Origin of the sequence: Roseobacter sp. (assembly GCF_045106495.1) — a bacterium.
Lineage (GTDB): Bacteria > Pseudomonadota > Alphaproteobacteria > Rhodobacterales > Rhodobacteraceae > Roseobacter.
Genome location: NZ_JBGCEQ010000010.1, coordinates 126,997 through 151,092 on the forward strand (window position 1 = coordinate 126,997; position 24,096 = coordinate 151,092).

27 protein-coding genes are annotated in these 24,096 nt (G+C 54.4%); 10 read left to right on the plus strand and 17 right to left on the minus strand.

The annotated features are described in order from the left end of the window. Positions 1-134 precede the first annotated feature (134 nt). From AB8B75_RS07660 to AB8B75_RS07670, 3 genes are all read right to left on the minus strand, one after another. The gene (locus AB8B75_RS07660; RefSeq protein WP_405361154.1) at positions 135-1,649 is read right to left on the minus strand and encodes a tripartite tricarboxylate transporter permease; all 1,515 of its coding nucleotides are present in this window, start codon (positions 1,647-1,649) and stop codon (positions 135-137) included. Beyond that, positions 1,646-2,137: a tripartite tricarboxylate transporter TctB family protein gene (locus AB8B75_RS07665; protein ID WP_405361156.1), complete on the minus strand. Its 492-nt coding sequence runs from the start codon at positions 2,135-2,137 to the stop codon at positions 1,646-1,648. The genes AB8B75_RS07660 and AB8B75_RS07665 overlap by 4 nt, the downstream gene beginning before the upstream one ends. A gap of 97 nt (positions 2,138-2,234) precedes the next feature. After that, the gene (locus AB8B75_RS07670; protein WP_405361158.1) at positions 2,235-3,209 is read right to left on the minus strand and encodes a Bug family tripartite tricarboxylate transporter substrate binding protein; all 975 of its coding nucleotides are present in this window, start codon (positions 3,207-3,209) and stop codon (positions 2,235-2,237) included. 150 nt (positions 3,210-3,359) lie between these two features. On the opposite strand from AB8B75_RS07670, the gene AB8B75_RS07675 reads away from it, so the two are divergent. Continuing rightward, on the plus strand, positions 3,360-4,268 hold the full coding sequence (locus AB8B75_RS07675) for a LysR substrate-binding domain-containing protein (protein ID WP_405361159.1): 909 nt from the start codon (positions 3,360-3,362) through the stop codon (positions 4,266-4,268). Further along, a complete protein-coding gene (locus tag AB8B75_RS07680; protein WP_405361161.1) occupies positions 4,265-5,008 on the plus strand; it encodes a sulfite exporter TauE/SafE family protein in 744 nt (247 codons plus the stop codon). Before AB8B75_RS07675 ends, AB8B75_RS07680 begins: the two co-directional genes overlap by 4 nt. Positions 5,009-5,173: 165 nt before the next feature. Here the strand turns inward: AB8B75_RS07680 and AB8B75_RS07685 are convergent, their stop codons facing one another. Genes AB8B75_RS07685 through AB8B75_RS07710 form a run of 6 tightly spaced genes read right to left on the minus strand, consistent with a single transcriptional unit; the run spans position 5,174 to position 9,960 of the window. Then, positions 5,174-5,842 carry a fumarate hydratase C-terminal domain-containing protein gene (locus tag AB8B75_RS07685; protein WP_405361162.1) on the minus strand — a complete coding sequence of 223 codons (669 nt, stop codon included), beginning with the start codon at positions 5,840-5,842 and terminating at the stop codon, positions 5,174-5,176. Further along, a complete protein-coding gene (locus tag AB8B75_RS07690; RefSeq protein ID WP_405361164.1) occupies positions 5,839-6,795 on the minus strand; it encodes a fumarate hydratase in 957 nt (318 codons plus the stop codon). The genes AB8B75_RS07685 and AB8B75_RS07690 overlap by 4 nt, the downstream gene beginning before the upstream one ends. Next, positions 6,792-8,549: an L-aspartate oxidase gene (locus AB8B75_RS07695; RefSeq protein WP_405361166.1), complete on the minus strand. Its 1,758-nt coding sequence runs from the start codon at positions 8,547-8,549 to the stop codon at positions 6,792-6,794. Before AB8B75_RS07695 ends, AB8B75_RS07690 begins: the two co-directional genes overlap by 4 nt. A gap of 3 nt (positions 8,550-8,552) precedes the next feature. Then, the gene (gene sdhC / locus AB8B75_RS07700; RefSeq protein ID WP_405361168.1) at positions 8,553-8,891 is read right to left on the minus strand and encodes a succinate dehydrogenase, cytochrome b556 subunit; all 339 of its coding nucleotides are present in this window, start codon (positions 8,889-8,891) and stop codon (positions 8,553-8,555) included. Further along, on the minus strand, positions 8,888-9,229 hold the full coding sequence (locus AB8B75_RS07705) for a succinate dehydrogenase (protein ID WP_405361169.1): 342 nt from the start codon (positions 9,227-9,229) through the stop codon (positions 8,888-8,890). The genes sdhC and AB8B75_RS07705 overlap by 4 nt, the downstream gene beginning before the upstream one ends. Positions 9,230-9,231: 2 nt before the next feature. Next, a complete protein-coding gene (locus AB8B75_RS07710; protein WP_405361170.1) occupies positions 9,232-9,960 on the minus strand; it encodes a succinate dehydrogenase/fumarate reductase iron-sulfur subunit in 729 nt (242 codons plus the stop codon). A gap of 124 nt (positions 9,961-10,084) precedes the next feature. Between AB8B75_RS07710 and AB8B75_RS07715 the strand changes: the two genes are divergently transcribed. From AB8B75_RS07715 to arsJ, 4 genes are all read left to right on the plus strand, one after another. Further along, a complete protein-coding gene (locus AB8B75_RS07715) occupies positions 10,085-10,873 on the plus strand; it encodes a nitroreductase family protein (RefSeq protein ID WP_405361172.1) in 789 nt (262 codons plus the stop codon). Positions 10,874-11,062: 189 nt separating this feature from the next. Beyond that, a complete protein-coding gene (locus AB8B75_RS07720) occupies positions 11,063-11,914 on the plus strand; it encodes a helix-turn-helix domain-containing protein (protein WP_405361173.1) in 852 nt (283 codons plus the stop codon). Further along, entirely contained in the window at positions 11,911-12,909 is a 999-nt protein-coding gene (locus AB8B75_RS07725; protein ID WP_405361175.1) for an ArsJ-associated glyceraldehyde-3-phosphate dehydrogenase, read from the plus strand. Before AB8B75_RS07720 ends, AB8B75_RS07725 begins: the two co-directional genes overlap by 4 nt. Continuing rightward, positions 12,906-14,180 (plus strand): organoarsenical effux MFS transporter ArsJ, encoded by a 1,275-nt coding sequence (gene arsJ / locus AB8B75_RS07730; RefSeq protein WP_405361177.1) that lies wholly within the window; start codon positions 12,906-12,908, stop codon positions 14,178-14,180. Before AB8B75_RS07725 ends, arsJ begins: the two co-directional genes overlap by 4 nt. Here arsJ and AB8B75_RS07735 read toward each other — a convergent pair. Next, the gene (locus AB8B75_RS07735) at positions 14,177-14,845 is read right to left on the minus strand and encodes a DNA-3-methyladenine glycosylase I (protein ID WP_405361178.1); all 669 of its coding nucleotides are present in this window, start codon (positions 14,843-14,845) and stop codon (positions 14,177-14,179) included. The genes arsJ and AB8B75_RS07735 overlap by 4 nt on opposite strands. A gap of 234 nt (positions 14,846-15,079) precedes the next feature. On the opposite strand from AB8B75_RS07735, the gene modA reads away from it, so the two are divergent. Genes modA through modC form a run of 3 tightly spaced genes read left to right on the plus strand, consistent with a single transcriptional unit; the run spans position 15,080 to position 17,636 of the window. After that, positions 15,080-15,868: a molybdate ABC transporter substrate-binding protein gene (gene modA / locus AB8B75_RS07740; protein ID WP_405361180.1), complete on the plus strand. Its 789-nt coding sequence runs from the start codon at positions 15,080-15,082 to the stop codon at positions 15,866-15,868. Continuing rightward, positions 15,865-16,560, plus strand: coding sequence for a molybdate ABC transporter permease subunit (modB, locus tag AB8B75_RS07745; RefSeq protein WP_405361182.1), 696 nt, complete (start codon positions 15,865-15,867; stop codon positions 16,558-16,560). Before modA ends, modB begins: the two co-directional genes overlap by 4 nt. Next, the gene (gene modC, locus AB8B75_RS07750; RefSeq protein ID WP_405361184.1) at positions 16,557-17,636 is read left to right on the plus strand and encodes a molybdenum ABC transporter ATP-binding protein; all 1,080 of its coding nucleotides are present in this window, start codon (positions 16,557-16,559) and stop codon (positions 17,634-17,636) included. Before modB ends, modC begins: the two co-directional genes overlap by 4 nt. An 11-nt stretch (positions 17,637-17,647) precedes the next feature. On the opposite strand, the gene AB8B75_RS07755 is transcribed toward modC, so the two are convergent. Both AB8B75_RS07755 and AB8B75_RS07760 read right to left on the minus strand, forming a co-directional pair. Then, positions 17,648-18,313 (minus strand): D-lyxose/D-mannose family sugar isomerase, encoded by a 666-nt coding sequence (locus tag AB8B75_RS07755; protein WP_405361186.1) that lies wholly within the window; start codon positions 18,311-18,313, stop codon positions 17,648-17,650. A gap of 214 nt (positions 18,314-18,527) precedes the next feature. Then, positions 18,528-19,106, minus strand: a complete 579-nt coding sequence (locus AB8B75_RS07760; protein WP_405361187.1) for a GNAT family N-acetyltransferase — start codon at positions 19,104-19,106, stop codon at positions 18,528-18,530. Between the two features lie 14 nt (positions 19,107-19,120). Here AB8B75_RS07760 and AB8B75_RS07765 point away from each other — a divergent pair, with 14 nt between their 5' ends. Beyond that, positions 19,121-19,366, plus strand: coding sequence for a hypothetical protein (locus AB8B75_RS07765; protein WP_405361189.1), 246 nt, complete (start codon positions 19,121-19,123; stop codon positions 19,364-19,366). Between the two features lie 170 nt (positions 19,367-19,536). Here AB8B75_RS07765 and AB8B75_RS07770 read toward each other — a convergent pair whose 3' ends face one another. From AB8B75_RS07770 to AB8B75_RS07790, 5 genes are all read right to left on the minus strand, one after another. Further along, complete coding sequence (locus AB8B75_RS07770; protein ID WP_405361191.1) at positions 19,537-20,241, minus strand: hypothetical protein; 705 nt, start codon at positions 20,239-20,241, stop codon at positions 19,537-19,539. Positions 20,242-20,915: 674 nt separating this feature from the next. Then, positions 20,916-21,824: a ribokinase gene (locus tag AB8B75_RS07775; protein WP_405361192.1), complete on the minus strand. Its 909-nt coding sequence runs from the start codon at positions 21,822-21,824 to the stop codon at positions 20,916-20,918. A 3-nt stretch (positions 21,825-21,827) separates the two neighbouring features. Next, complete coding sequence (locus AB8B75_RS07780; RefSeq protein ID WP_405361194.1) at positions 21,828-22,277, minus strand: RbsD/FucU family protein; 450 nt, start codon at positions 22,275-22,277, stop codon at positions 21,828-21,830. Between the two features lie 16 nt (positions 22,278-22,293). After that, on the minus strand, positions 22,294-22,944 hold the full coding sequence (locus AB8B75_RS07785; protein ID WP_405361196.1) for an SGNH/GDSL hydrolase family protein: 651 nt from the start codon (positions 22,942-22,944) through the stop codon (positions 22,294-22,296). 5 nt (positions 22,945-22,949) lie between these two features. Beyond that, positions 22,950-24,002 carry an ABC transporter ATP-binding protein gene (locus tag AB8B75_RS07790; RefSeq protein ID WP_405361197.1) on the minus strand — a complete coding sequence of 351 codons (1,053 nt, stop codon included), beginning with the start codon at positions 24,000-24,002 and terminating at the stop codon, positions 22,950-22,952. Between the last annotated feature and the right edge of the window lie 94 nt (positions 24,003-24,096).

Below are 24,096 nucleotides of genomic sequence, written 5' to 3' on the forward strand. Positions count from 1 at the left end.
AGTGAAATTTTAGCATATGCGTAATGCAGTTGCGCTGTTGTGTCTTGCGGCAACTCCACCAGCCGTTGGCTCTACTTGCGTTCTAAAGCTTCAACGGGAACCTTGGCATATGTATATAACAATCCGCAATTGACTTAGGTATCCGCGTCGGAGGACATCAAAGGATTGGTTTTCACCGCCCGCACTCCCGCGCGCGCAATCGCCACGATTGTCAACAACGTCAGAGTCCAGAAAAACCACGTGATCGGACCCCGCAAAAGGATCATCGGATCACTGCCTGACATCAGCATGGCCTGTCTGAAATTGTCTTCCAGCAAGGGCCCAAGGATAAAGGCGATCAGGAAAGGGGCTGCAGGGATATGGTACCGCACCATCAGATACCCAACCCAGCCCATGACAAACATGACGCCAACATCAAAGATGTTATTGTTTACCGCAAAAACTCCGTAAATACAGAGTACCAATACGGCAGGGATCAGAATGCGTTTGGGAATGTCGGCAACATATTTGAAACCACGAATGGCCACCGATCCAATCATGAACAGGAAGAAGGAACTCACAATCAGACCGATGAAAAGCCCGTAGATGATATCCACATTCAGAATGAACATCATCGGCCCCGGTTGCAGACCGTGAACCATGAAAGCGCCGATGATGATTGCCGTGATCACATCGCCTGGCACCCCTAGCGCCAAAAGCGGGATCAGCGTCGCCCCGGCCACGCCGTTATTACCCGCCTCAGAGGCGGCAACCCCTTCGATTTCACCCTTGCCGAAATTGTCTTTGTTTTTCGAGGTACGCCGCGCTTCTGAATAGCTCAGAAAAGCCGAAGGGGCCGCGCCGATGCCTGGGATGGAGCCCAAGAATACGCCAATGAAACTGCCCCGCAGGATGGATTTGAAACTGCGACGGTAGTCTGCCCAGGTGACCCAATTCTTGCCAAGACTGCGCGCTTTGCCCACATGCGCGGTGGGGTGCCAGACCATGGCCAGAATTTCCGGGATCGCAAAAAGACCAATCAAAACGGCAATAAAATTTAATCCGCCCATCATATTGGGGTCACCGAAGGTAAAACGATTGGTGCCATAGACCAGATCCAGCCCTATGGTCGCCAGCAAAAGTCCAAGAAGTGCAGAAAGCGCGCCGCGCAAAAGGCTCTCCCCGGAAACGCCGGCGATGATGGTCAGGGAAAACAGGATGAGTGTAAAAAACTCAGGCGGTCCGAAGCTGAGCGCAAAGGACGCCAACCAACCAGCAAATAGGATAAGAGCCAGGTTCGAGACAACATCCGCCGTGCATGAAGCCCAGAGTGCCATGCCCAAAGCCCGCCCCGCCTCACCCTTTTCCGCCAAGGGATAGCCATCGAGGATGGTGGCGGAAGAGGCTGGAGTGCCGGGTGTTTTGATAAGAATGGCCGGTATGGATCCGCCAAAAATTCCACCCTTGTAGACGCCCAGCAAAAGAAGAATGCCAGTTATAGGTTGCATGGCAAAGGTAAAAGGCAAGGTCAGGGCCACGGCCATGGTTGCCGACATGCCCGGGATTGCGCCACCAACTACACCGATGGCGACACCGACAAAGAGGGCTAGAAAAGACTCGATGTTACCTACCAGGCTGAGACCCGCGGCGATGCTGTCGAGAAAACTCATGGCAACCTCAAAAACTCACCCTGGGGAATGGCAACCCCTGCCACATGGGCAAAGAATGCATAGAGCACCAAGGGAATAACCAGGGCACAAACAACGGCCGTGATCGGATGCCGAGTGCGGACCAGAAACGCGCTGGCGAGAAAGACCAACATGGACGTCAGCACCATACCTAACCGGGGCAAAAGATACATCGTCAGCGCCATGATGATCGCCATACCGAGCAATCGCAGCCACGCCGCGCCAGGATCATCAACCGGTGAATTGACAGGCTTATCAGCGGCGGGCAACCTTATGCCCGAAAAAACCAAGCCCAGCCCGGCCAAACCGGTGAAACCGGCAAGGGTATAGGGCCAGAAAAGCGGCGACAAAACGATGTTGCCGACATTGCTGGGCGAAGACACCCATGAAGGGATCGCGTAAAGCGTCAGAAAGAGGGCTGCGACAACGGCCCCAAGGCCCAGTCGTAATTGCACCTGTCGCTGCGTCATATCCCCCCCTTTTTGCAAACCACCGGGTTTGAACGAAAAACGCCGGGGTGCTTTGCCACCCGGCGTCAAACCTTAAAGACTGTTCGGCGCTTTTGACCTAGCCTTCAATTCTCATGCCCAATTCGTCAACAAGTTTCCGAAAGGTATTGTATTGTGCATCGATGAAGGCATTTGCGTCTTCGGGTGACATTAGCTCAATTACCGATCCGCGCGTCGTCATCTTTTCCAAGAACCCTGCGTCCTGCGTAGCTGCTGCCATCCAGGTACCCCATTTGTCTGCAACGTCATCGGGCAGGCCGTCCGGCCCGGCGATCCCGGTCCATCCCACCAACTGGTGCAACGCGGGTTTACCAAGATCGGCGGCTGTCGGCACATCAAAGCCGGCAACAGGTTCTTTGGTGGTGACCATTAAAGGTACCAATTGCTTGTTTGCCACAAAACTGGAAATGGCCGAAGAATTGGTGCAGAGGAAGGTCGCCGTACCGTTCAAAACGGCGGTTGCGGCGGCGCCGCCGCCTTTTTGCGGAATATGCGTGGTTTGGGTCAGCGGTTCAGCAACACCGAATTCCTTCAACACCATGACCGCAGCAAGATGCAAAAGCGAGCCGACGCCTGATGAGGAATAGGTCACGCCGCCCTCGTCCACCTTGGCAATCAATTCTTCCATTGAAGTAATGCCCGACGACGGGCTGACCGCACAGGCGACGGGATTAATTTCATAGACCGTCACGAACCGAAAATCGTCAAGCGTATAGGGCAATGTTGCCTTCATCGCCGGGTTCACCGAATGCGACCCCACGCGGGCGAACAACATGGTGTAGCCGTCCTCTTTGGCGTTTTGTACCGCGACAGAGCCTGTCGCACCACCGGCACCCGTTACGTTCGCCATGACGAGAGGCTTACCGACCGCCGCGCCCAAAGGTTCGGCAATTGTGCGCGCCGAGATGTCAGTAGCGCCGCCTGCTCCATATGGAATGACCATATTGATCGGTCGCTCAGGATATTCCGCGAATGCCCCGCTTGCGACCCCAACGCCCAAGGCGAAGATCGCTCCTATTGATTTGAATGACATCATATTCCTCCCAGAATGACCGGCCTTTGAAGCTCCCCAGGGCGCGGCCGATGACGCCCTTGACAATTGGTAACGTTAAGACATGCTTTATAGTAGTAATAATATATTACAAACTTCGTTAGCATTGCTAACAATAAAGGCCGAATTTGAATGTCCATTCGCACGCTGCGTACGCTCATTGCAGTAGACGATCACAATACGTTTAGCGCCGCAGCAGATGCTGTCTTTGTCACCCATGCTGCCGTCAGCCAACAAATGCGGGCGTTGGAGGAGACATGGGGTGTCCAACTATTTGACCGTTCAAGGCGCACCCCTGAATTAACACCTGTTGGTCGCGCGTTGGTCGCCAAAGCCCGCGAAGTCGTCCGCGCCTATGACCAGATGTTACCTTCCGTTTTGGGCGAAAACGGCGTCAGCGGCGAAGTCCGGCTGGGCGCACTACCAACAACGCTGACAACACTTGTGCCATCTGCCATTTCGATGCTCGTAAACAGCTACCCAACCGTGAGGGTAAGGTTATTCCCCGGGCTGACCAATCAGCTGGTGTCGCAACTGGAGCGCGGTGCATTGGATGCTGCCATTGTGTCACGTCCTCAGCTTTTGCCGACCGGCTTTGAGTTTCGGCAGATCGCAGAAGAACCCCTACAGCTGTTGGCGTCCTTGGACACAGACAGCGACGATCCTTTTGAGCTGATTGCCAAACACCCATTCATTCGTTTCAATCGGGAGGCAGTCGTCGGACACATGATCGAAAGCTGGCTTCAGACGAAAAACATCAGGGTAGTCGAAGCCATGGAACTGGATGGCTTGGAAGCCATTTCGAGCATGGTCTACGCCAATTTGGGCGTGGCAATTGCGCCGAAACGTGCCGTACAATCTGCCAGTCCACTGCCTCTGAAACGACTGTCTCTTGGCGAAGATGCCCCGATCAGGCGCCTCGGACTGACGTTTGCACAAGATACCGCGCGCGGCCGTGTCTTGACTGAATTGCATCGCTTTTGCCTTCAATCTGTCAGCATCGGTGCGTTTGGTGACACAGTTCTATCTGCGCCAAAATGACATCGCACGAGATTACCTATCTGGTCATTGGCGGCCTTGCCGGCGGCTTCATCAATGGGTTGGCGGGCTTTGGCACGTCGCTCTTTGCTCTTGGCTTTTTTCTGACCGTCATTCCGCCCGTCGAAGCCGTGGCCATCACCGTTTCAATTTCCGTGATCAGTGGTTTGCAAGGCTTGTGGATCGTACGCCATTCGGTGACTCGGAATCCACGCCGCCTGATGCGGTTCTTGCTCCCTGCCCTGCTTGGCATCCCAATTGGCGTCGCGTCGCTCAAGCAAATTGATGTATCCGTTCTGAAATACCTGATCGCCTTCTTCCTCATTCTTTACGGTGGGTTTTTCACGTTGCGACGCAATTTGCCGAAGATCGAACGACCGACCCCGCTGGTTGATATGATTGTGGGGTTTTTTGCGGGTATTTTTGGCGGGGCGGCCTCATTGTCTGGTGCTTTGCCGACCATGTGGTGTGCGATGCGCGCCTGGCCGAAATACGAAACGCGCGCGGTGCTGCAACCGTTCAACGTAATTGTGTTAGCTTCAACCGCCGCAATGCTCGCATGGGACGGCGCATACCATGCCGAGACGCTGTTCCAATTGTGTGTTGCAATGCCAGCAGCTGTGGTCGCAGCGCAATTCGGAATCTTTATTTTTCACAAATTGAACGACGAGTTTTTCCGCCGGTTGTTGATCGCAATTTGCTTAGCCTCTGGGACTTTATTGTTTATGCGAGAATTGCTTTGACACGAATAGACTTTCACCAGCGTCATGGTCCGCGGCTCTTTGTTAGGTATATTTCCCGAATTTTTTAACTTCCCAACTGATTTTATCGCCATTTTGGCTAGAGGTGGCACTGATACTTGCAGACCCGCCTCCGCCTGTGCACTCCGGTAACAACGAAACAGAGATTTAGCCTATGACTTCGTCAGATCGGTCGTCCGTTTCGCCGTAGCGTTTCAGAACAGCGGGCTTGGTGCCTTCGTAAACTCGATCAAGGTTCTTCACGATCTTGGCGTTTTCACGTTCGAACAGGCAGTCGCCCTGAAGGTCTGACGCAACAATGAAAGGACCCATGCGTTTTGCACGAATGACCCACATGGCTTGTGCAATTCCCAGTTCCTCATGCCAATGCACGGCCTCAACCGTTTCGACACCGCGCCCCAAAGGCGCACCGGTGCCGTACCCGACCGTGGACAGATATACCGCGCCATTGGGCACAAAGTATTCTTTATAGTCCTTGGAAGACATCCCGCCTTTGCCAATAATCAGCCGCGCACCGGTCTTGGCCATCCATTCGGGCAACCACTTGGCAAATCGGAAACTGGCTGTGGCCGTGACGGCGCCAAGGTCAAAAGACCCATCTTCACGGATCACCGCCGCCGGTGAACAATGAAAATTCGCCGCACTTTGAGACGGCAATTCCATAGGGATGTTGGCCTTGTCGTCGAGCGCCCGCATGTAGACACCCTCGCGAGCGGTGTAGATCAAGCCGTCCAGATAGACGATATCCCCCAAACGCAAGTCTGCGATCGCTTCGGCGCTGGGGGTGGTTGAGAGCGTAACTTCACGCAGTTTCATTCCGCGGCCTCCCGGGTTGGTTCCCATTCAACGGTTTCTCGACGCTGGTAGTCGGTGAACCAGTCAGGATCCGTTCGATGTTCCACACGTCCGTTGGGAAACAGCCGTGCCACAGCCCGGCGTGAAGACAGACAAAAGGCATGGACCGACATCTGCATACCTCCAGTATGGCAATACCCAACTTCAATATTGCAGTCTATCACCATGTTTTTGCCAACAAACCCCATTGCACCCATACCGATGGAGTTCCCAATCTCCTTGAATTCGTCTTCCATCTCAGCGATTCTGGGATCAGGATTTCGGCTGCCGACGGTTCGCAAAACCGATGCCCGTTTGCCCAGAACCATGCATGTGTCTTTCGAGCCGCCAATTCCGATCCCGATGATGGCTGGCTGACAGGCAAGCCCGCGTTTGCCAAAAGCCACCAAACTGTCGAGGTAAAAGCGTTTAATGCCTTGAATACCATCAGATGGAAACAGCATCCGGTAGTCGGTGCCAAAGAGCCCACCTTTGTGGACCGTGATCAAATCAATCCAATCACCGTCGGGCTCGAAGCCGTATTCAATCTCCGGCGCACCGATGCCCACGTTGTTATTGTGGTCTGTGCGCCATAACGGATGAACCCGGTTGGGTCGCAGTGGCACCTTGGACGTGGCATTGGCCGTCGCTCGGCGCAAGGCCGCCTCCAAGGCGATGGGCCCTCCCTCGACACGCGCGTCATTGCCCATTTTGACGAACCAACGTGGCACGCCAGTATCACCGCACATGGCACGGCGGTCCTCCTTGGCCGCCTCGTAGTTCTCAAGCATTGCTTTTAAAACAAAGGACGAAAGATCACCGTCTTCGGTTTTTGCCGCCTGTCGCAGCCCGTCAAGATAGTCCTGCGGTATCTCGATTGCGGCCTTGTCCATCAAGGTTTCCGCTGTCGTCTGGATCAGGTCAATTGAAATCATTGCGCTGCCACCAAGGTTTCGGGCGCACCATCGGGCAGGATTGTGTCACCTGGTCTGACAATCGAGAAATCAACGTCTTCCCGTGTAACTTTAACGTCCGCCCCAACTTTTTGCGTAACCGTATAGTAAGAAGCGTACATGTCGCCCGGCTGAGGAAAATCTTCGCGAAAATGTGCTCCACGTGAATTCTCCCGTGCCAGACCAGCCTTGGCAATCACCCGCGATACTTCACAAAGGCTCGCCATATTCAACCAGTCATGCCACGTCAAATTGAACGCGAGGTTGTCTGGAGCAACGCCCACCTCCCAAAGGTCACGTTCTATCGTTTCTACCCGCCCCAAACCGCGGTTCAAACCCGCCGCATCCCGCATCACGCCAACATCTTCCCACATGGCTTCCTGCAACCGATTGCGCAAAGGTTGCACGAAATCTGGCGGCCGTGAAAGTGGATGGCAGGCACGGGTGTATTCGGCTGCAAGAAAGTCTTCATCCGGATCGCGCAAGGCGCCCATGGCGCGGATGTCAGCGCCCATCGTATCTCCTGCGATGCCGCCATAAACCGTAGAGTTCGCAACACCATTGCCGCCTAGCCGATTGGACCCATGCGCGCCCCCCGCGTCTTCACCTGCCACATAAAGCCCTTCCAGAGCAGTACGTGTATCGACATCAACAACCACCCCACCCATGAAATAATGGGCGGTTGGCACAACTTCGACAAGGCCGCCAGCCAGATCAAAGCCACTGTCTTCACAGCGTTTGACCATGCCTTTGAATTTTGCGCGCACATTGTCGGGACCGAGATGGGACATCGAGATGAACATGCCCACCTGACCGGGATCGTTGCTTTTTCGCATCTCGGCATAGATCCCGCGACTGACTACATCGCGCGTTGCACGCTCGCCTTTGTGGTCATAATCAAACATGAAGCGTTGCCCGGACCCGTTGAGCAATTGCCCCCCCGCACCGCGTAAACCCTCTTCGAGCACCGTTCCCGTCATTCGGCTATGCGCGCCTGCGAGCAGGCCGGTCGGGTGGAACTGCACCATTTCCATATCGCGCAACGGCAGACCGACCCGCAGTGCCATAGCAAGCCCATCCATGGTCTTGTCACCGCTTGGCGTATGGTACTTGTACATGGTTGGACCGCCGCCGGTCGCCATCAAAACCGCCTTGGCACGCACAAATCGGAATTTTCCGGTGCGCATGTCGATCATCAGAACGCCAGCCAGTGCAGAGCCATCCTTTGTCGGTATCAACCCAACCGCGCGGTGTTCTTGCAGCTTTTCCATAGGTCTGCTCAAGACCTGCTCCATCAACCGGTTGATGATCTCGATGCCCGTCAGATCCCCTTTGTGCACAGTGCGGTCAGCCGTTTGGCCAGCGAAAGCCTTTTGATGTAGCGAACCGTCAGCATTACGGTCAAAAAAGCAGCCGATTTCGTTTTCCAATTCCCGAACGCGCGTCACCGCCTCTGAGCACAACCGCCAGGCCATATCCTGATTGGGCAACCATTTGCCGCCTTCAATCGTGTCCATAAAATGCCGCTCGACTGTATCGCCCCCTCCCAGAGCCACGTTATAGCCACCCTGGACCATGCGCGTGCAACCGCACTTGCCAATCAAGCCTTTGACCGCAATGGTGATTTTGGTGCCAACTGGCGCTGATTGTTGGGCATGTAAAGCGGCAAATAGACCCGCGCCACCGGTTCCTAGGATCAGAATGTCGGTATCATGGCGTTCAATGTCTTGGATCATTCTTTACACCACCTGCAAAAAAAACGTGCCGGATATAAGAATAGCTGCACCCAGAGCCCCTGCGGCCAGCGTCTTTTGCGGGGCAGACCAAGGCAGCCATTCCAGCGCCATCAGTCGCAACCCCCCGAAAACATGTACAGCCAAAAGGAAAACCAAACCAAACTCTGCGAGCTTTACAATAGGTTGTTCAGAAAACGTTAGAAACCGATTTAACTTCTCTGGCTGGTTCAGGGCGAACGAAAGCACCCAGAAGTGTAGCGGCAGAAACAAGGCCAGCGCTACGCCGGACGCACGATGCAGAACGAAAGCAAGCCAAAGGGGATGCGCGCGCGCGGGTTTCATAAGCCGCCTGTCCAAGTGACTGCGACAACTGCCTGTCCTCCCATGACCAGCAAAAGGAGCCCTGTACACCAGGTGACGACGTCCAGCGCCCGACCACTCAGACCCATTGTTTCAAAAGTGATCACCCGTAGACCAATGGCGGCGTGAACCGACACAGCCAAGACAAAAGACCCGTAAAACGCAAACCACAGAAGCGATCCTTGAGTCCGTCCCAAAATTTCTTCCGCCGACAGACCACCTTGGACCGCGTAAATCATCACGGCTATATGTCCCAGCGTCAGTGGCGCCATGATCAAGGCGCTTATGCGTTGCAACATGTATAGCCTCAGGTCGAGCATGATTACTTACGCCTGCCGAAAAATGACTTGGTTGTTTCGCGTTTCAAACCCGCGATTGCGGACATGGGGTCGAGGTCGTTGGGACAATATGCCGTGCAACTGCCCATCGAATGGCAGTTGTGGCATCCCCCAGACCCCGAAACTGCATCGAGGATGGCACCCCGATTACCGTGTTTTTCGTCATTGCACAGAGTCCAGGCGCGTTGCAGCGCCGCGGGACCAAGGTAGTCTGGATTGCCGGAAACCGTGTCGCACGCCGCGTAGCAAATGGAGCAATTGATACATTCAATACCGGCACTCGCCTCAACTCTTGCGCTGTCACCCGGATCGACCAAAACAATGGGGTCCTGGCGCGAAGCGCTTGGGGTATGCGTTCCACCGGCAGCAACCCATTTGTCGAAAAAGGGATCCATGTCCGTTGCTAAATCTTTGATAACAGGAAGGTTACGAAGCGGAGCGATTGTCACTTTGCGGTTTTTAAGCACCTTTTTTACATGAGTGCGGCAGGACCAGCGCGGTTGCCCATTCACCATCATTGCGCAGGATCCACACATGCCAACGCGGCAAGCAAACCGATAAGTTAGCGTAGGATCAGCATATTGTTGTATCCATGAAACCACGTCCAGTACCGTCTGGTTATCCTGTGCTGGCACATCAAAATCCTGAAACTTGCCAGCCTCTCCCGTACCCCGCCAAACCGAGACTTGCAGAGTGTCGGCTTGTCCATTCATTGGAATTTCCCGGCTTGTGACTAATGGCAACGCGCTTATGATATAAGCGCCATAATTGCTAACGAGAAGGAATAATTTCTTATGAATTGTGTAAGAAAAACTTACATAAATTGGGCAAATGCTGATGTCTGAACTCTCCCTCGATCAGCTTTTTACTCAGCGTTTTGGGGAGACACCGAGTGTGCCAAAGGCGCTGTCCGCAAACTCAGCCCTGCAACGCATCGCATCGCGCGGTTCGTGCCGGCGCTTTACGTCTCAACCGGTCGATCCGGCTATGTTGGAAGCTCTTTGTGCAGCCGCCCTTTGCGCGCCCTCCAAAAGTGATCTGCAACAGCGCGACATTCTCATCGTGACAGATCCGCTGCTTTTGCAAAACCTGAAGTCGCAGCTCAGCGCTCAACACTGGATCGAAAACACACCTGCAATGGTCGTGTTTCTCGCCAACAACAGGCGCCAGAGACAAATGCAATCGTGGCACAATCAGCCTTTCCCGAATGATCATTTGGACGCTTTTTTCAATGCCAGCGTAGACGCAGGCATAGCTCTTGCATTCTTTATGGCCGCCGCCGAAATGACGGGATTGGGCTGTTGCCCCATCAGCACAATTCGCAACCACATGAGTGAAGTTCAAAGGTTCTTGCGCCTACCAGATCATGTTTTTCCGATTGCCGGGATGGCGATAGGGCACCCGGCGCAACCACCAACGATCAGCGCCCGTCTGCAATTGTCGAAAACGGTGCACCTCAATCAGTTTTCGGATGTCACTCCGCAGGACCTGCACTCCTACGACGAAAGGCGATTGGACGGGGCAGATGGAAAAGGCTGGTCCGCCGACAAGGCGGAGATGTATGCCTTCCCTCAGCGAGTTGATTTTGCTGACTTTATTCGAAGCATCGGCTTTTCACTTGATTGAAAAACCGACCATAACTTAAAAAGCGCAAGCATAGCTCAGACGCTTGAAGCAAATGCGATGCGGTATTTGTATAAATCTTTTTTACTTTGGATATGCGCTTTTTTGCGTGAACCCAAATTTCAGTCGTCATGCGTCAAAAAAAGTGCTCAAGCCTCTTGTGATTATCATTATTTCCGATATTCATGAAATATGGAAAAAGAGTCAATTTCATGTTTTGTAGTTCTAAGCCATCCACAACGGCTTGCCGTTTTCCGGATGCTGATGCGCAGGTATCCAGATCAGGTTCCCGCTGGAGAAATCGCTGATGCTTTGGGGCTGAAAGCATCAACAACGTCAGTATATCTTTCGGCTTTGAACTCAGCGAAGCTCATCACACAAACCCGACATGGCACCTCTTTGCGGTATCAAGCTGATACAGGAGTAGCCGCAGCATTGGTTGACTTTCTCTTCAATGATTGCTGTCGCGGTCGCCCGGACTTGTGCCCGCCATTAAAAGCGTTATCGCGCAAGGACGAGGCGTCCGCGAGCTCCACCACCCCCTATAACGTCCTTTTTATCTGCACTGGAAACTCTGCAAGGTCGATTTTCGCAGAGAGCATTTTGCGCGAGTTGGATGCATCACGATTCAATGCCTACTCGGCGGGCACCGCTCCAGGCTCCGAGTTGAACCCGTTTGCCTTGGAAATGCTGGATTCGAAAAACCATGACACATCGATGTTACGCTCAAAGCATATCTCGGAGTTTCAATCCGCCAAAGCGCCAAAGATGGATTTTGTCTTTACCGTATGCAATCGCGCCGCAAATGAAAAATGCCCCAGTTGGGACGGCCAACCGATCAGTGGTCATTGGGGGGTACCAGATCCGGTACAGGCGCAGGGTAGCCTGATTGAACGTCGATTGGCGTTCCAACAAACCTATGGTGCACTGCGAAACCGCATCATGGCATTTGCAGCCTTGCCACTCGAAACCCAGACACGATTATCGTTACAAGCCGCCGTCGATGACATTGCGGCATCAGATCTTGAAGGACCTTTTCAATGACTGTCTATGCGCTCAACGGTCTAGGACGTATAGGAAAACTCGCCCTACGCCCCTTGTTGGAACGTGGCGCCAAAATAGCCTGGATCAACGATGCGGTTGGCGATCCGGCAATGCATGCACATCTGTTGGAGTTCGACACGGTACATGGACGCTGGCCTGCCGAATTCAGCGTGGATGCGGACAGCATCACCGTCGACGGCACGCGCCTACCCGTCCACAACGAGACGCAATTGGATCGGTTGCCCTTAGAGGGCGTTGATATTGTGATCGATTGCACCGGAGTGTTTAAGACCGAAGCCAAGCTTGCGCCCTATTTCAATGCAGGTGTGAAAAAAGTTGTGGTTTCGGCGCCGGTCAAAGACGGGCCGACGGCAAATGTGGTTTTTGGCGTCAACAATGACGCCTACGAACCTGCAAAGCACAGCATTGTAACCGCCGCCAGCTGCACGACCAATTGTATCGCCCCCGTGGTCAAGGTTGTGCATGAAAATATCGGGATCAAACATGGCTCGATCACGACGATCCATGATGTGACCAACACTCAGACCATCGTGGACCGGCCCGCCAAAGATCTGCGCCGCGCGCGCTCTGCGTTGAACTCGTTGATCCCGACAACGACAGGCAGCGCCACAGCGATCACGCTAATTTATCCTGAATTAGCCGGACGTCTCAACGGCCATGCAGTGTGGGTTCCGTTGCTCAATGCGTCGCTGACGGACTGCGTTTTCGAGTTGGAGCGCGCAACCACTGCGCAAGAAGTCAACGCGTTCTTCGAAGCCGCGGCCAATGGACCCCTCAATGGCATATTGGGATATGAGACCCGACCTCTGGTCAGCGCGGATTACACCAATGACCCGCGATCGGGGATTGTCGATGCACCCTCCACCATGGTGATTAACGGCACACAGCTCAAAGTCTATGTCTGGTATGACAATGAATGGGGCTACACCAACCGGCTGGTAGATGTGGCCTTCATGGTCGGCGACAGCCTGTGAACACGCCGCACGCAGGTGCTGCCTATGTTGCGGTCACGGCTGCCTATTGGGCCTTCATGCTCACGGATGGTGCGCTGCGCATGCTGGTGCTTTTGCATTTCCACATGCTTGGCTTTTCACCGGTACAATTGGCCTACCTTTTTGTGCTTTATGAAATCGCCGGAGTTGTCACCAATCTCAGTGCGGGGTGGCTTGCCGCCCGTTTCGGGCTCACCTCAACGCTTTATGCTGGTCTCGCCTTGCAGGTCGCTGCCTTGGTTGCATTGGCCCAGCTTGACCCGGCATGGGCGATCTCTGTTTCGGTTGTTTTCGTCATGGCAGTTCAAGGTGCGTCGGGTGTCGCCAAGGATCTGGCCAAGATGAGCGCTAAATCCGCTGTCAAACTGCTGGCCCCGACGGAGCAAGGCGGACTGTTTCGATGGGTCGCATTACTTACTGGCTCGAAGAACGCGGTGAAAGGTTTGGGCTTTTTACTTGGCGCCGTTTTGCTCGGCACTGTAGGGTTGAAGACCGCTGTGCTAGGGATGGCGCTGGTTCTGACATGTATCCTCGTCTTGGTTGTCCTCAAAATGCCCGCGGGCCTGCCCACGGGGCGAAAAGACGCAAAATTTCGTGAGGTGTTTTCAAAAAACGCGAATGTGAACTGGCTCAGCTTTGCTCGCGTCTTTCTCTTTGCCGCCCGTGACGTCTGGTTCGTTGTGGGCATCTCCATCTATTTCTACGCCGTTTTGTCGGATGGCTCCGTCGCAGGCAACCGCACCGCGTTTTTCACCATCGGCAGTTTCATGGCGCTCTGGATTATCCTCTACGGTGCCGTACAAGCGGCTGCGCCAAAACTACTCAAGGCAAACGCACGACCTGAGGTCGCGCTCATCAACAGTGCGCGCTACTGGAACGCCAGCCTGATCGCGATCCCAGCTTTGTTGGCGGTTTTGGTTTATCTCGCGCGGGACCCTGCGCCCTGGCTCACGGTCACGGTGATCCTGGGATTGTTGATCTTTGGTGCGCTCTTTGCTGTCAACTCGGCGCTGCATTCCTATCTGATCCTTACGTTCAGCACAGGCGCGCGTGTCACGATGGACGTCGGGTACTACTATATGGCAAACGCCTTGGGCCGTTTGATGGGCACTGTGATGTCTGGGCTCAGTTACCAATTCGGCGGCGTGTCACTCTGTCTGGCCACAGCGGCGGTTCTTTTGGTGTTTAGTTCAATAGGAGCCGCGCGCTTGCGCCCCCTGTCTTCTGACGCCGCCACCGCCCCTTCAACCTAGCCCGTGCTGGTGGCCAGTATGCGGCTGATTTCTTTCAAAGACCGACCTGACTCCCTTTGCCACCCGGCAAAAGCCACTTGAACAGCCTTCATAGCCCCCTTTGACGAAGGCGGTTTGTCAATTACGCCTTCAGCGATCAGGCGTGCAGTCACATCACGGGACAAAATAAATCCATCCACGCCCATGAATCGCAAAAAATACTGTCCAGTCGCACCGCCCAACCGTGTGCCTTCTGCCTTCAGATGGGCCAGCAAACCGGCGAAGTCCTTGGCAGCGAAGTCTCCCGCAAAACGACCAAAACCGCCGTGTTTTTCTGATTCTTCACGCACGAAGACGGCATTTTCCTGAACCGCTCTGATTTTCGGACCATGGCGTACGATAGATTTGTCGGAGATTAAGGCGTCAAACCAAACGTCATCCATCATCGAACAAGCACCGGGATCGAACCTTTTGAACGCAACCTCAAAGCCTGGCCACATGGCCTCGACCACCTTCCAATTGAACCCTGCGTTGAAAATCGCACGACTCATGGCGGCCAACCATCTGTCGTCTGTAATTTGCGCCAGAGCATCTAGCGGTTTGGCAAGTTCAAACCCGTCAAAAACAGCCTCAACCGATCCTTTTCGACCGATGCTGATCTCCAAAATTTCATCAAGTGTTCGCATTCGAGCCCCCTTTGATCTCGGCCGCAAGCTTATCCGCTTTCGCCCACCAGCCGTATGGGTTTTCTTTCACACCCGTCGTGCGGAAATCACACCCTGCAGGCCGCGATAAATAGCCACCCTCTTGCAACATCTTGCTTGCTGCAAGAGGGTGGTTTCTATGAACTCCGAACCCACCTTGTTGGCCTGCTATGTCACGCGTGACCGGTCTTGTGCCACAATGCGCAGTGCGGGCTCATGACACTTGGTACTTTGCGATATGCGCTCCAATTTGCGATTCAAATATGCCTCTGCCTTTACGTGTTGGCGCCCTCTGTTCGTGCTGCCGATACAGTAGTCTTTGCCGCCGCCAGTTTGAAGACGGCGCTGGACGAAATTGTGGAGGAGTACGACGGCCGAACAGAATCAAAAACCGTGGTGTCTTATTTAGGCACGCCGGTACTGGCACGTCAGATCACGCAAGGTGCGCCGGCAGACGTAATCATCTCTGCCAGTCCAGACTGGATGAATTGGCTCGAAGCAGAAAACGCCATTGAATCTGGCAGTCGGTTTGATTTTCTGGGAAACCAGCTTGTCCTGATCCAGAATCGTCAGGCTGTGCAAAATCAATCAACAACAGCCACATCTCTGCTGGAAACCGTTAGAAAAGACCGGATCGCTATGGCTCTTGTCGATGCTGTACCGGCTGGCATTTACGGCAAATCGGCCTTGATCTCATTTCGCGCTTGGGAGGAATTGGAGGCACAAGTCGTACAAACCGACAATGCACGCGCAGCCTTGGCGTTGGTTGCAAAAGGTGCCGCTCCATTTGGTATAGTTTATGCTACTGATGCAAAAGCCGAACCACGAGTCAGCGTGGCGCTGACGTTCCCACCGGAGAGCCATGCCAAAATCATCTACCCCGCGGCCATTGTTGCTGGTCGCGCAACGGATCCGGCGCTGCTTTTCGTTGCGCACCTGCGCGGCGCCGAAGCGAAAGCAATATTCGAAAAACACGGCTTTAACGTGCTCGGTACTGCACCATGACGGATTGGCTGGGGCCTGAAGAATGGCGCGCTGTCGCTCTCTCCCTCAAAGTGTCATTTTGGGCCACAATGCTCAGCCTGCCGATTGGGCTCTGGGTTGCGTTTGTCTTGGCGCGGTGTGATTTTCCCGGCAAACAAATCCTGAACGGGCTTGTGCACCTGCCTCTGATCCTGCCGCCGGTTGTGACCGGTTACATTCTTCTGGCAACCTTCGGCATTCAGGGGCCCATCGGCAGCGCTTTGCAGGAAATTGGCATCGTTTTTGCTTTTCGGTGGACAGGTGCGGCACTGGCAGCCGCCGTCATGGCATTCCCGTTGATGGTGCGGGCCATGAGACTTTCAATCGAAGCGGTAGACCCCAAACTGGAAGAGGCCGCAGGCACGCTTGGCGCGTCAGGTCTTTGGGTTTTCTTGACGGTCACTCTGCCGCTGATCCTGCCGGGCGTCATCGCAGGGGCCATTCTTGCTTTTGCCAAAGCCATGGGCGAGTTTGGTGCAACGATTACCTTCGTATCAAACATACCCGGTCAGACCCAAACCGTACCTTCCGCAATATATGCGTTTTTGCAAATACCCGATGGCGAGGCGTCCGCCTGGCGATTGGTCATCGTTTCCGTCGTCATTGCCATGACCGCGCTTTTGCTCTCTGAATGGTTGGCCCGCAGACCCGTCGCGCAGCGAGGCAGCGCATGACGCTTTCCGTTTCTTTACGCCACAAGTTCGAGGGCTTTGACCTATCCGTGGATTTCGAAGCCCCGCCTGGAATCACAGTGCTTTTTGGTCGTTCAGGCGCGGGGAAATCCACTATTATCAACGCCGTGGCGGGGCTACTGAAACCCGATCATGGTCGGGTTGCGACCCAAGACTGGGTACTCTTTGACACCGATCGGCAACAATGGGTCGCGCCGCACAAACGCAGGCTCGGCTACATCTTTCAGGACGCGCGCCTTTTTCCCCATATGACTGTACGCCAGAACCTTCTCTACGGACGTTGGTTTGCGCCAAAGTCGGAACCACGCGACGAAATGGACAAGATTGTCGAGATGCTCGGCATAGGCCATCTGTTGGCTCGCCGGCCTGCAGCTCTGTCGGGTGGAGAAAAGCAGCGTGTCGCCATTGGCCGCGCACTTTTGGCTAATCCCAAAATCATACTGGCAGATGAGCCGCTGGCCTCCCTCGACGAACCCCGCAAGGCAGAAATTTTGCCCTACTTCGAGCGCATCCGCGATGAGGTATCTGTGCCCATTCTCTACGTCAGCCACGCGGCTGCCGAAGTGGCGCGGCTGGCGACAACCGTCGTGGCACTGGACGGCGGAAGCGTGGCCCGTCATGGCCCGGCGTCGGAAGTTCTAAGCGACCCAACGGTAATTCCCTTGGGCGTCCGCTCAGTCGGAGCGGTCGTCGAAGCGCGGGTAAGGGAACATCACGCTGATGGTTTGAGTACACTGGACGCCGAAGGGGCGCCGCTGCTCCTGCCGCATGTCAATCATCCGCCCGGCACATCAATGCGGGTTTGGATTGAAGCGCAGGACGTCATGCTCGCCACCGAACGCCCCAATGGGATCTCAGCTCTGAATGTGCTCGATGTCACCGTGCGTGAGGTCCGCTTCGGGGCAGGCCCCGGCGCAATTGTACAGCTGTCCTTTGGGAACGCATTCATCCTTGCCAGGGTGACTAGGCGGTCAGCCCAAGCCCTCGACTTGCAACCGGGCCGCAAGATTCATGCGGTGCTCAAAGCCGTTTCAATCGCACGTGATGCCGTGGGCTAAGGCGGCCAGGCTCAATAGTCAGACACCAGCAGATGCAGCGGCGCTTCGTCTTCTGTGATCTTTGAAAAGCGACCGATCGGCATTTCAAACACATTATCAGTACGGTCATCGTTCACCGTGGACACTTCGCCGATCAAGCAGTCGGCTTTCTCAGCCCAAAACGCATGCCATATCCCTGGCATCAGCGTGACACTTTCGCCTGGCAGTAAGCGCAGTCGCGTCCCGGCCTCAAAGCTCCGCACGACACCGTCACAGGGCACGGTGACCTTTGCGTCACGATCAATGGTCCCTTCGGCGTCTGGCGCAAAGAGTTCGATGATCAAATCACCGCCGCCACGGTTGATGATGTCTTCGGCTTTGATGTTGTGGCGATGCATCGGAGAGAGTTGGTTTTCCCGTGAAATCATGATCTTTTCGGCGTAAAGCATGCCTCTCCCCGCGCCCAGATCTTCAACCGCACCGTTACGGGTGGTGAACAGAAATAGGCCCATTTCGTCGAAACGCCCTTCACCGTAGTCGGTAATGTCCCATCCCAAACCGCGTGAGCGCAATGGTTCTGCTTCTGCGCTACGCTGCTTTTCGGGCGCCCAATAGGCAAAGGGCGGCAAAATGTGGCCAAAACTGCGGACAAAGGCATCGCCAGCTTTGAGGATTTCATTGACGTCGGATCTGTTCATGGCGTGTCCTACTCCTGCCGCATGGCCCTGATGTTTTGCACATGCCAGAACTGTCGCGACCTCTCAAGATGAATAAATGGCACAAAGCGATCTTCAGCCAGTTCATGTTTGTGCATGGCATCCAATCCAATCCATGGGTTGAATTGTCAGTAAAATATCAAGGGACCACACCAAGCACCAAGTAGGTGGGTTGTTCAAACGCTTGTGACGTCTTTCACATAAAGCACCCAATGCTCACCGTCATAGTCCCACCCTTCTTTTCGATTCTATCTCGGGCCTGTATCCGAAAGCCGAGTTTCTCGTAGAGGCGCCGCGCCGGATTGATGTCACCGGTAATCAAGCTAACCCGATCATATCCAGATGCACGTGCCTTGGCTTCTGCATGGGCCAAAAGCATAGTCCCTGCCCCTTTGCACCGGGCGCGCTCATCTGTGGCAAGCACATTGATGTACCAGCTTGGCACCGCCAAATTCTCCAACGCTACCAAAGGCTTGAATAAGTTTGGAACAACTTCCATATCCTTGGCACTTGTTTCTTCGGTGATCGGGTAGGAGACCAGCGCGGAAACAACTTCTCCTGCAACCCGCACTACGTCCGCATTTCGAAAGGAAAATCCGCCGGTATCGCGGGATGCGCGCGCGGTACCGATGTCCATTAATGACTCACTGCCAACTTGCATGGATTGCCATGCAACCAACGGCAACCCATCACCTGCAATCACGATCAATTCGGCCAAACGCGCCGTGTCCGCTTTGGTGGCAGGTTGCGGTGTTTGTATCAAATCGTCCAACATGTAGCTCTCCCAGAATGACGCGCACTGCTTTGAACAAACAGCGCGACTTGATCGGTTTTAGTATTCAAAAAAATGCGTCGCTTTTGCGAATGCCGCGCTGGTGGGCATGTTCTGTCTTTGAAATCGGCAAAGGCTCGACCGCGCCAGAGACACAAGTTTTGTCGCTGGATGCAACGGTCACACTGGCATATGCAATGAAAGCTATGGCGATACAGATATTGTATTTAAACATGTTTTTCCCTTTTAATGTAATGCTTTGATCCGGCAGTGCTGCGGTCAGGCCTGCGCCTTATGACCCGCTGCCAGGCAGATGTCTGTGATCTGTGACACAACAGCCGCCCATGACCTTGATGTTCGCAAGAATGTCGAAGTGAGCATGATTAAACGGACCCAACTCTGTTGATCGCCACTGTTAGGCCGAACGCAATGATCAAACTACATGGCTCGTGTCCGATACGTTTGCTCGCGAACCGCCAACCCGCGGGGCGCAATAGTTTTCGCCGTTCAAAACATCCCGAAATTGATCTGGGTAGGAGCAGTCGATCACATAGCGGATCGGAAACCCACCGGCATTGCGGACCACTTCGTAAATTGCTTCTGCTAACGACTGAACGGAAGGCAAGCAACCTTCGGTTTCAAGCGCAAAAGCGACCGCACCAGGTAAGTCGCAATCCCACGCTGCTAACACCATACCTGCCGCTTCGCCTACATGCGTGAAGGTCTTGGCGCTGACCATTTCCGCATCCGCCAAAACGCGCATTTGCGTCCAATGTACCATTCGCGCCATGACAGGGTCAAATCGAGCCCCAGAATCTTGGGAGGCGCCAGCAGTTTCTACGAAACCGATCAAGACAACCAGCAAATCATCGTTCTCGTTTCGATCACGAAGAGTTTTTATGAAGCCTGCGTCGTGCGAGTACAGAGCAATGATCTCGTCTTTGCAAAATCGCAAATAAGCGGCCCAAGCCATTCCAGCCCGCCATGTCGTCGTGTCCATGACAAAATCGCACACCGTTTTGCCAGCGAGAGCAGTTTGCCGCTCCGAGTACGCGGTCAACGCCGTGCGCCCTTCGGCACCTTCCACAAGGCGCACTGTCGAAAAAAGGGGATGATCAAAGCCTTTTTCAAAAGTCATGAAGGAGTCCAACCCGCCATCTGAAAGGCAATAACGAAGTGTTCTCGCATAACCGTCCAAGCGCATTTTGAACCTCCATTTACTACTATGAAGCCAATATGCGGTGTAGCCTCACGTTGATGAAAGTGAACGCGTGGTACACATCAATTAGTTATTTTGTTAATTTGGAACAATTGCTTGCAGGAAACTGATCAACGCGTTTTGCAAATCGATGGTGTCAAGTAGACCTATAGTACAGCCGTGAGGTCAAATAAGCACAAAATCGGAAACCGCATCAGCTGGTCACCACATCGCGCAAAGCTCCGTCCAGCCCGAAGGCTATCGACGCCACGTTGATAGAAGAAATCCTAATGGCAGCGCCAATCGCTTTGGGTGTTTTACCAGAACGACGATAAGAACCAACTTTTCGCGCGCCATGATCCAAGGCTGTATCAAACTGAGGGCTGCTTTGCGATGATCTGTTCGGTCGTGCCCGCCAGCTGCATGGCGTCCGATTGCAGGCCATTTCAATTGGATTGAAACCACCCGCAGAGTATTTGGAAGATAAGCCGACTGCGCACCCGGTTTGTGTCACAGCGACCGGCAACTATCGGACTGTCTGTTTGGAGCCGGCGTCAGCGAGCTGGACCGTCAGGCCATTCTGTTCCAACAATGGCTATTCAAGATTCAGGAAATCAGCGCGCCATAAGTGCATCTACCTCCGCCCGCGTCGGCATTGCGGGTGCTGTTCCTTGTCGCGTAACGGAAATTCCAGCTGTTGCGCATCCGATCCGAACTGCTTCAAGGGCGGGTTTACCCTCCGCCAAAGCAGCCGCAAATCCGCCGTTAAACGCATCCCCTGCACCGGTGGTTTCCACAACCTTGCCTGCTTTGACTGCAGGCACCAAACCGTGACCGTCCAGATATGCGCCCCGTTCGCCCATTGTGATGATGGGAACCTTTACCCCCAGACCACGCAGGGCTGCAGCTGCGCGACCCGCGTCATCTTCTGTCTCAACCGCGATACCTGTCAGCGCCTCGCACTCGGTTTCATTCGGCGTGACGTAATCACACAGGGCCAGCATCCCATTTGGTAGTTTCGCTGCCGGCGCCGGATTGAGAATGCTGACAACCCCAGCCTCCCGGGCAATCTGGAGCGCGCGCACTGCCGCGTCCATTGGTTGTTCCAACTGGGTCACAAAGACGTTGGAACTGCGGATGACTGCTGCTTTAGCCTCGACATCAGCCTCGCTAATCAACGCCGCCGCACCCGGAGCGATGATGATCGCATTGTCGCCAGAGCTTTCCTCAATGAAGATATAGGCCGCCCCTGTGTAGCTTTCTGCGATTTGATCGACGTGGGCCGTGACACCTGCCGAGGCCCATGTCTCCAATGCCAGTTTGGCAAAATCATCCTGGCCCAATTTGGTTATCATATGGGTATCCGCCCCAATTTGGGCGCAGGCCACAGCTTGATTGGAACCTTTACCACCCGGCCCCAACGCAAATGAGTTTCCCAAGACTGTCTCACCCATGCGCGGCATGCGGTCCGCGCGATAAGCGGTATCGGCGACGAAGACGCCGAGGATTGCAACCTTTCCCATGCTTCAGCTCTCGGTTTCCGGCGGGATCACCCCTTTTCGCAGTGCAAAGCATCCATAGAAGCGACGCTCACCAGTTTGGATAACAGCATAGGCCTTTTTGGCCCGATCATAGAAGCTGAACCGTTCAACTCCGAGCATCGTGGGTCCGCCAACGGTGCTTACCTCTGCCTGTACCTCCTGCATGACCGGCAGCACTGTATCTGGCTCGCCAACCACTTCCATTCGCGCCGCCGCGTCGTCCACAAAGGTATCTATCGGATAAACCGAAAGCACGGCACGGACGACTTCGGCCGCAGTGCAATCAATGCGCAGCACCTCGCCTAATACGGTTTGTCGCGCTATGCTGTCGGCAGGAAAATTGGTGTCTGATAAAATCAAGTCGTCGCCGTGCCCCATGGCGTGCAGCGCGTAAAGCACATCGGCATTCAAGATCGGATCTATCCCTTTAAGCATATTCTGTCCCTCCCAATTATTTTTTCAAATCGTTTTGCACGCAGTCAGCCAGTGCCTCACCGATGGCCGCATGTGCTGTTGCAGCCAAATGTATACCGTCAATCGGGTCAACCGTTGCTTTTTTCCCCATATCAGCAAAAGCGATTCCCTGACGCTTCGCAACCTGCTCCAAGAGCGCAGGCAAGGCGCGCGACTTTTCCGCGGCCCCCTCAAAAATTTGCTCGAAAACGCCAGTTTCCATGACCGGAACAGGCGCCACAAGCAGAACAGTCGGTGGCGTCCCTTTTGGTCCGCTGTCACTGCCAAGGATCTCTTTCACCAGCCGTTGCACGCCCAGCGCGATGTCATTGGCAGACAGGCTGAACCGCGCTTTGAGGTCATTCGTGCCCAACATGACGATGACCACGTCAACCGGGCGGTGACTTTCCAAAATGGCCTGCAATGACCGCAAGCCGTTTTTGTGCGCCCCTTCGATCGGATCATCAAAGACGGATGTGCGACCGGGATGACCTTCCGCAACTACGTCAAACTCACCACCTAACGCGTTGGCCATAACGGAAGGCCAGCGCAAGGGCTTATCAAGCCGGCGCATATCAGAGATATTGCGCATGGCGCGCGTACCGTGCGTATTGCTATCGCCAAAACAAAGAACAGTATACGTGGACATTGCGCTTACGCAATCCTGTGACCGGCCGCGGCGTCAAAGCAATGCAAATGATCAACATCTGGAGCGAGGTGAATGATCTGCCCCGGTGCAAAGGCGTGGCGCTCTCGAAACACGGCCGTAATGTCCTGGCCTGCAAAACGCAGAAACACCATTGTTTCTGAACCGGTCGGTTCGACGACCTTGACTTCCATGGGCAAACCTTCGCTCTGGCCAACCAAGTTAAGATGTTCAGGACGCACACCCAAACGCATCTCGCCCTTGTAAGCGTTAAGGCCACCCAGCGGCACGCGGTGACCTGCCAATTCCGCCACACCTTCGTTGATCGTAGCCGACAGAAGGTTCATTGACGGGGCACCGATAAAAGTGGCTACAAATTCATTGGCAGGATTGTCATATAGCTCAAGCGGTGTGCCGATTTGTTCAATTCTACCCGCCTGCATCACGACAATACGGTCGGCGAGCGTCATGGCTTCAATCTGGTCATGGGTCACGAACACAGTTGTGGTTTTCAAGCGCTGATGCAGTTCTTTGATTTCCGTGCGCATTTGTATCCGCAGTTTCGCATCCAGGTTCGACAAGGGCTCGTCAAACAAGAAAACTTGGGGATCGCGCACAATCGCACGGCCCATTGCCACCCTTTGGCGCTGGCCGCCCGAAAGATGTCGCGGTTTGCGATCGAGGTATTCCGTCAGGCTCAGTATTTCGGCGGCTTCTTTCACGCGTCGCTCGATTTCCGATCGGTCGGCCTTGGCAACCTTGAGCGCAAAACCCATGTTTTCCGCAACAGATTTATGCGGATAAAGTGCATAGGTCTGGAAAACCATCGCAATGTCACGCTGGGCCGGCGGCAGGTTGTTGACCACGCGTTCACCAATGGCGATGGTCCCGCCGTTGATGGGTTCAAGCCCCGCGATCATGCGTAGCAACGTGGATTTGCCGCATCCCGACGGGCCAACCAACGCCACGAATTCCCCATCGGCAATATCGACGTTCAAACCATGTATGACCTCAGTTGCTCCATAGGATTTCCTGATGTCCTGAATTTTGACGCCTGCCATTCGCAGTCTTCCCCCCGACTTCGAATTTTGATGCTAGACAAAGGGGTTTACGTTGTCCACGCCCGGCAGGCAGCTTTTGTTGACTTAAGGTAAT

What these genes read in the sequence shown, in the direction of transcription:
- AB8B75_RS07775 (WP_405361192.1), bottom strand. Translation starts at nt 21,824, where the DNA reads ATGGGAAAGGTTGCAATCCTCGGCGTCTTCGTCGCCGATACCGCTTAT.
- AB8B75_RS07675 (WP_405361159.1), top strand. Translation starts at nt 3,360, where the DNA reads ATGTCCATTCGCACGCTGCGTACGCTCATTGCAGTAGACGATCACAAT.
- AB8B75_RS07760 (WP_405361187.1), bottom strand. Translation starts at nt 19,106, where the DNA reads ATGTTGGACGATTTGATACAAACACCGCAACCTGCCACCAAAGCGGAC.
- AB8B75_RS07665 (WP_405361156.1), bottom strand. Translation starts at nt 2,137, where the DNA reads ATGACGCAGCGACAGGTGCAATTACGACTGGGCCTTGGGGCCGTTGTC.
- modB (WP_405361182.1), top strand. Translation starts at nt 15,865, where the DNA reads ATGACGGATTGGCTGGGGCCTGAAGAATGGCGCGCTGTCGCTCTCTCC.
- AB8B75_RS07660 (WP_405361154.1), bottom strand. Translation starts at nt 1,649, where the DNA reads ATGAGTTTTCTCGACAGCATCGCCGCGGGTCTCAGCCTGGTAGGTAAC.
- modC (WP_405361184.1), top strand. Translation starts at nt 16,557, where the DNA reads ATGACGCTTTCCGTTTCTTTACGCCACAAGTTCGAGGGCTTTGACCTA.
- modA (WP_405361180.1), top strand. Translation starts at nt 15,080, where the DNA reads ATGACACTTGGTACTTTGCGATATGCGCTCCAATTTGCGATTCAAATA.
- AB8B75_RS07790 (WP_405361197.1), bottom strand. Translation starts at nt 24,002, where the DNA reads ATGGCAGGCGTCAAAATTCAGGACATCAGGAAATCCTATGGAGCAACT.
- AB8B75_RS07765 (WP_405361189.1), top strand. Translation starts at nt 19,121, where the DNA reads ATGACGCGCACTGCTTTGAACAAACAGCGCGACTTGATCGGTTTTAGT.
- AB8B75_RS07720 (WP_405361173.1), top strand. Translation starts at nt 11,063, where the DNA reads ATGGAAAAAGAGTCAATTTCATGTTTTGTAGTTCTAAGCCATCCACAA.
- AB8B75_RS07770 (WP_405361191.1), bottom strand. Translation starts at nt 20,241, where the DNA reads ATGACTTTTGAAAAAGGCTTTGATCATCCCCTTTTTTCGACAGTGCGC.
- AB8B75_RS07670 (WP_405361158.1), bottom strand. Translation starts at nt 3,209, where the DNA reads ATGTCATTCAAATCAATAGGAGCGATCTTCGCCTTGGGCGTTGGGGTC.
- AB8B75_RS07695 (WP_405361166.1), bottom strand. Translation starts at nt 8,549, where the DNA reads ATGATCCAAGACATTGAACGCCATGATACCGACATTCTGATCCTAGGA.
- AB8B75_RS07755 (WP_405361186.1), bottom strand. Translation starts at nt 18,313, where the DNA reads ATGAACAGATCCGACGTCAATGAAATCCTCAAAGCTGGCGATGCCTTT.
- sdhC (WP_405361168.1), bottom strand. Translation starts at nt 8,891, where the DNA reads ATGAAACCCGCGCGCGCGCATCCCCTTTGGCTTGCTTTCGTTCTGCAT.
- AB8B75_RS07780 (WP_405361194.1), bottom strand. Translation starts at nt 22,277, where the DNA reads ATGCTTAAAGGGATAGATCCGATCTTGAATGCCGATGTGCTTTACGCG.
- AB8B75_RS07690 (WP_405361164.1), bottom strand. Translation starts at nt 6,795, where the DNA reads ATGATTTCAATTGACCTGATCCAGACGACAGCGGAAACCTTGATGGAC.
- AB8B75_RS07705 (WP_405361169.1), bottom strand. Translation starts at nt 9,229, where the DNA reads ATGCTCGACCTGAGGCTATACATGTTGCAACGCATAAGCGCCTTGATC.
- AB8B75_RS07680 (WP_405361161.1), top strand. Translation starts at nt 4,265, where the DNA reads ATGACATCGCACGAGATTACCTATCTGGTCATTGGCGGCCTTGCCGGC.
- AB8B75_RS07715 (WP_405361172.1), top strand. Translation starts at nt 10,085, where the DNA reads ATGTCTGAACTCTCCCTCGATCAGCTTTTTACTCAGCGTTTTGGGGAG.
- AB8B75_RS07725 (WP_405361175.1), top strand. Translation starts at nt 11,911, where the DNA reads ATGACTGTCTATGCGCTCAACGGTCTAGGACGTATAGGAAAACTCGCC.
- AB8B75_RS07785 (WP_405361196.1), bottom strand. Translation starts at nt 22,944, where the DNA reads ATGTCCACGTATACTGTTCTTTGTTTTGGCGATAGCAATACGCACGGT.
- AB8B75_RS07685 (WP_405361162.1), bottom strand. Translation starts at nt 5,842, where the DNA reads ATGAAACTGCGTGAAGTTACGCTCTCAACCACCCCCAGCGCCGAAGCG.
- AB8B75_RS07735 (WP_405361178.1), bottom strand. Translation starts at nt 14,845, where the DNA reads ATGCGAACACTTGATGAAATTTTGGAGATCAGCATCGGTCGAAAAGGA.
- AB8B75_RS07710 (WP_405361170.1), bottom strand. Translation starts at nt 9,960, where the DNA reads ATGAATGGACAAGCCGACACTCTGCAAGTCTCGGTTTGGCGGGGTACG.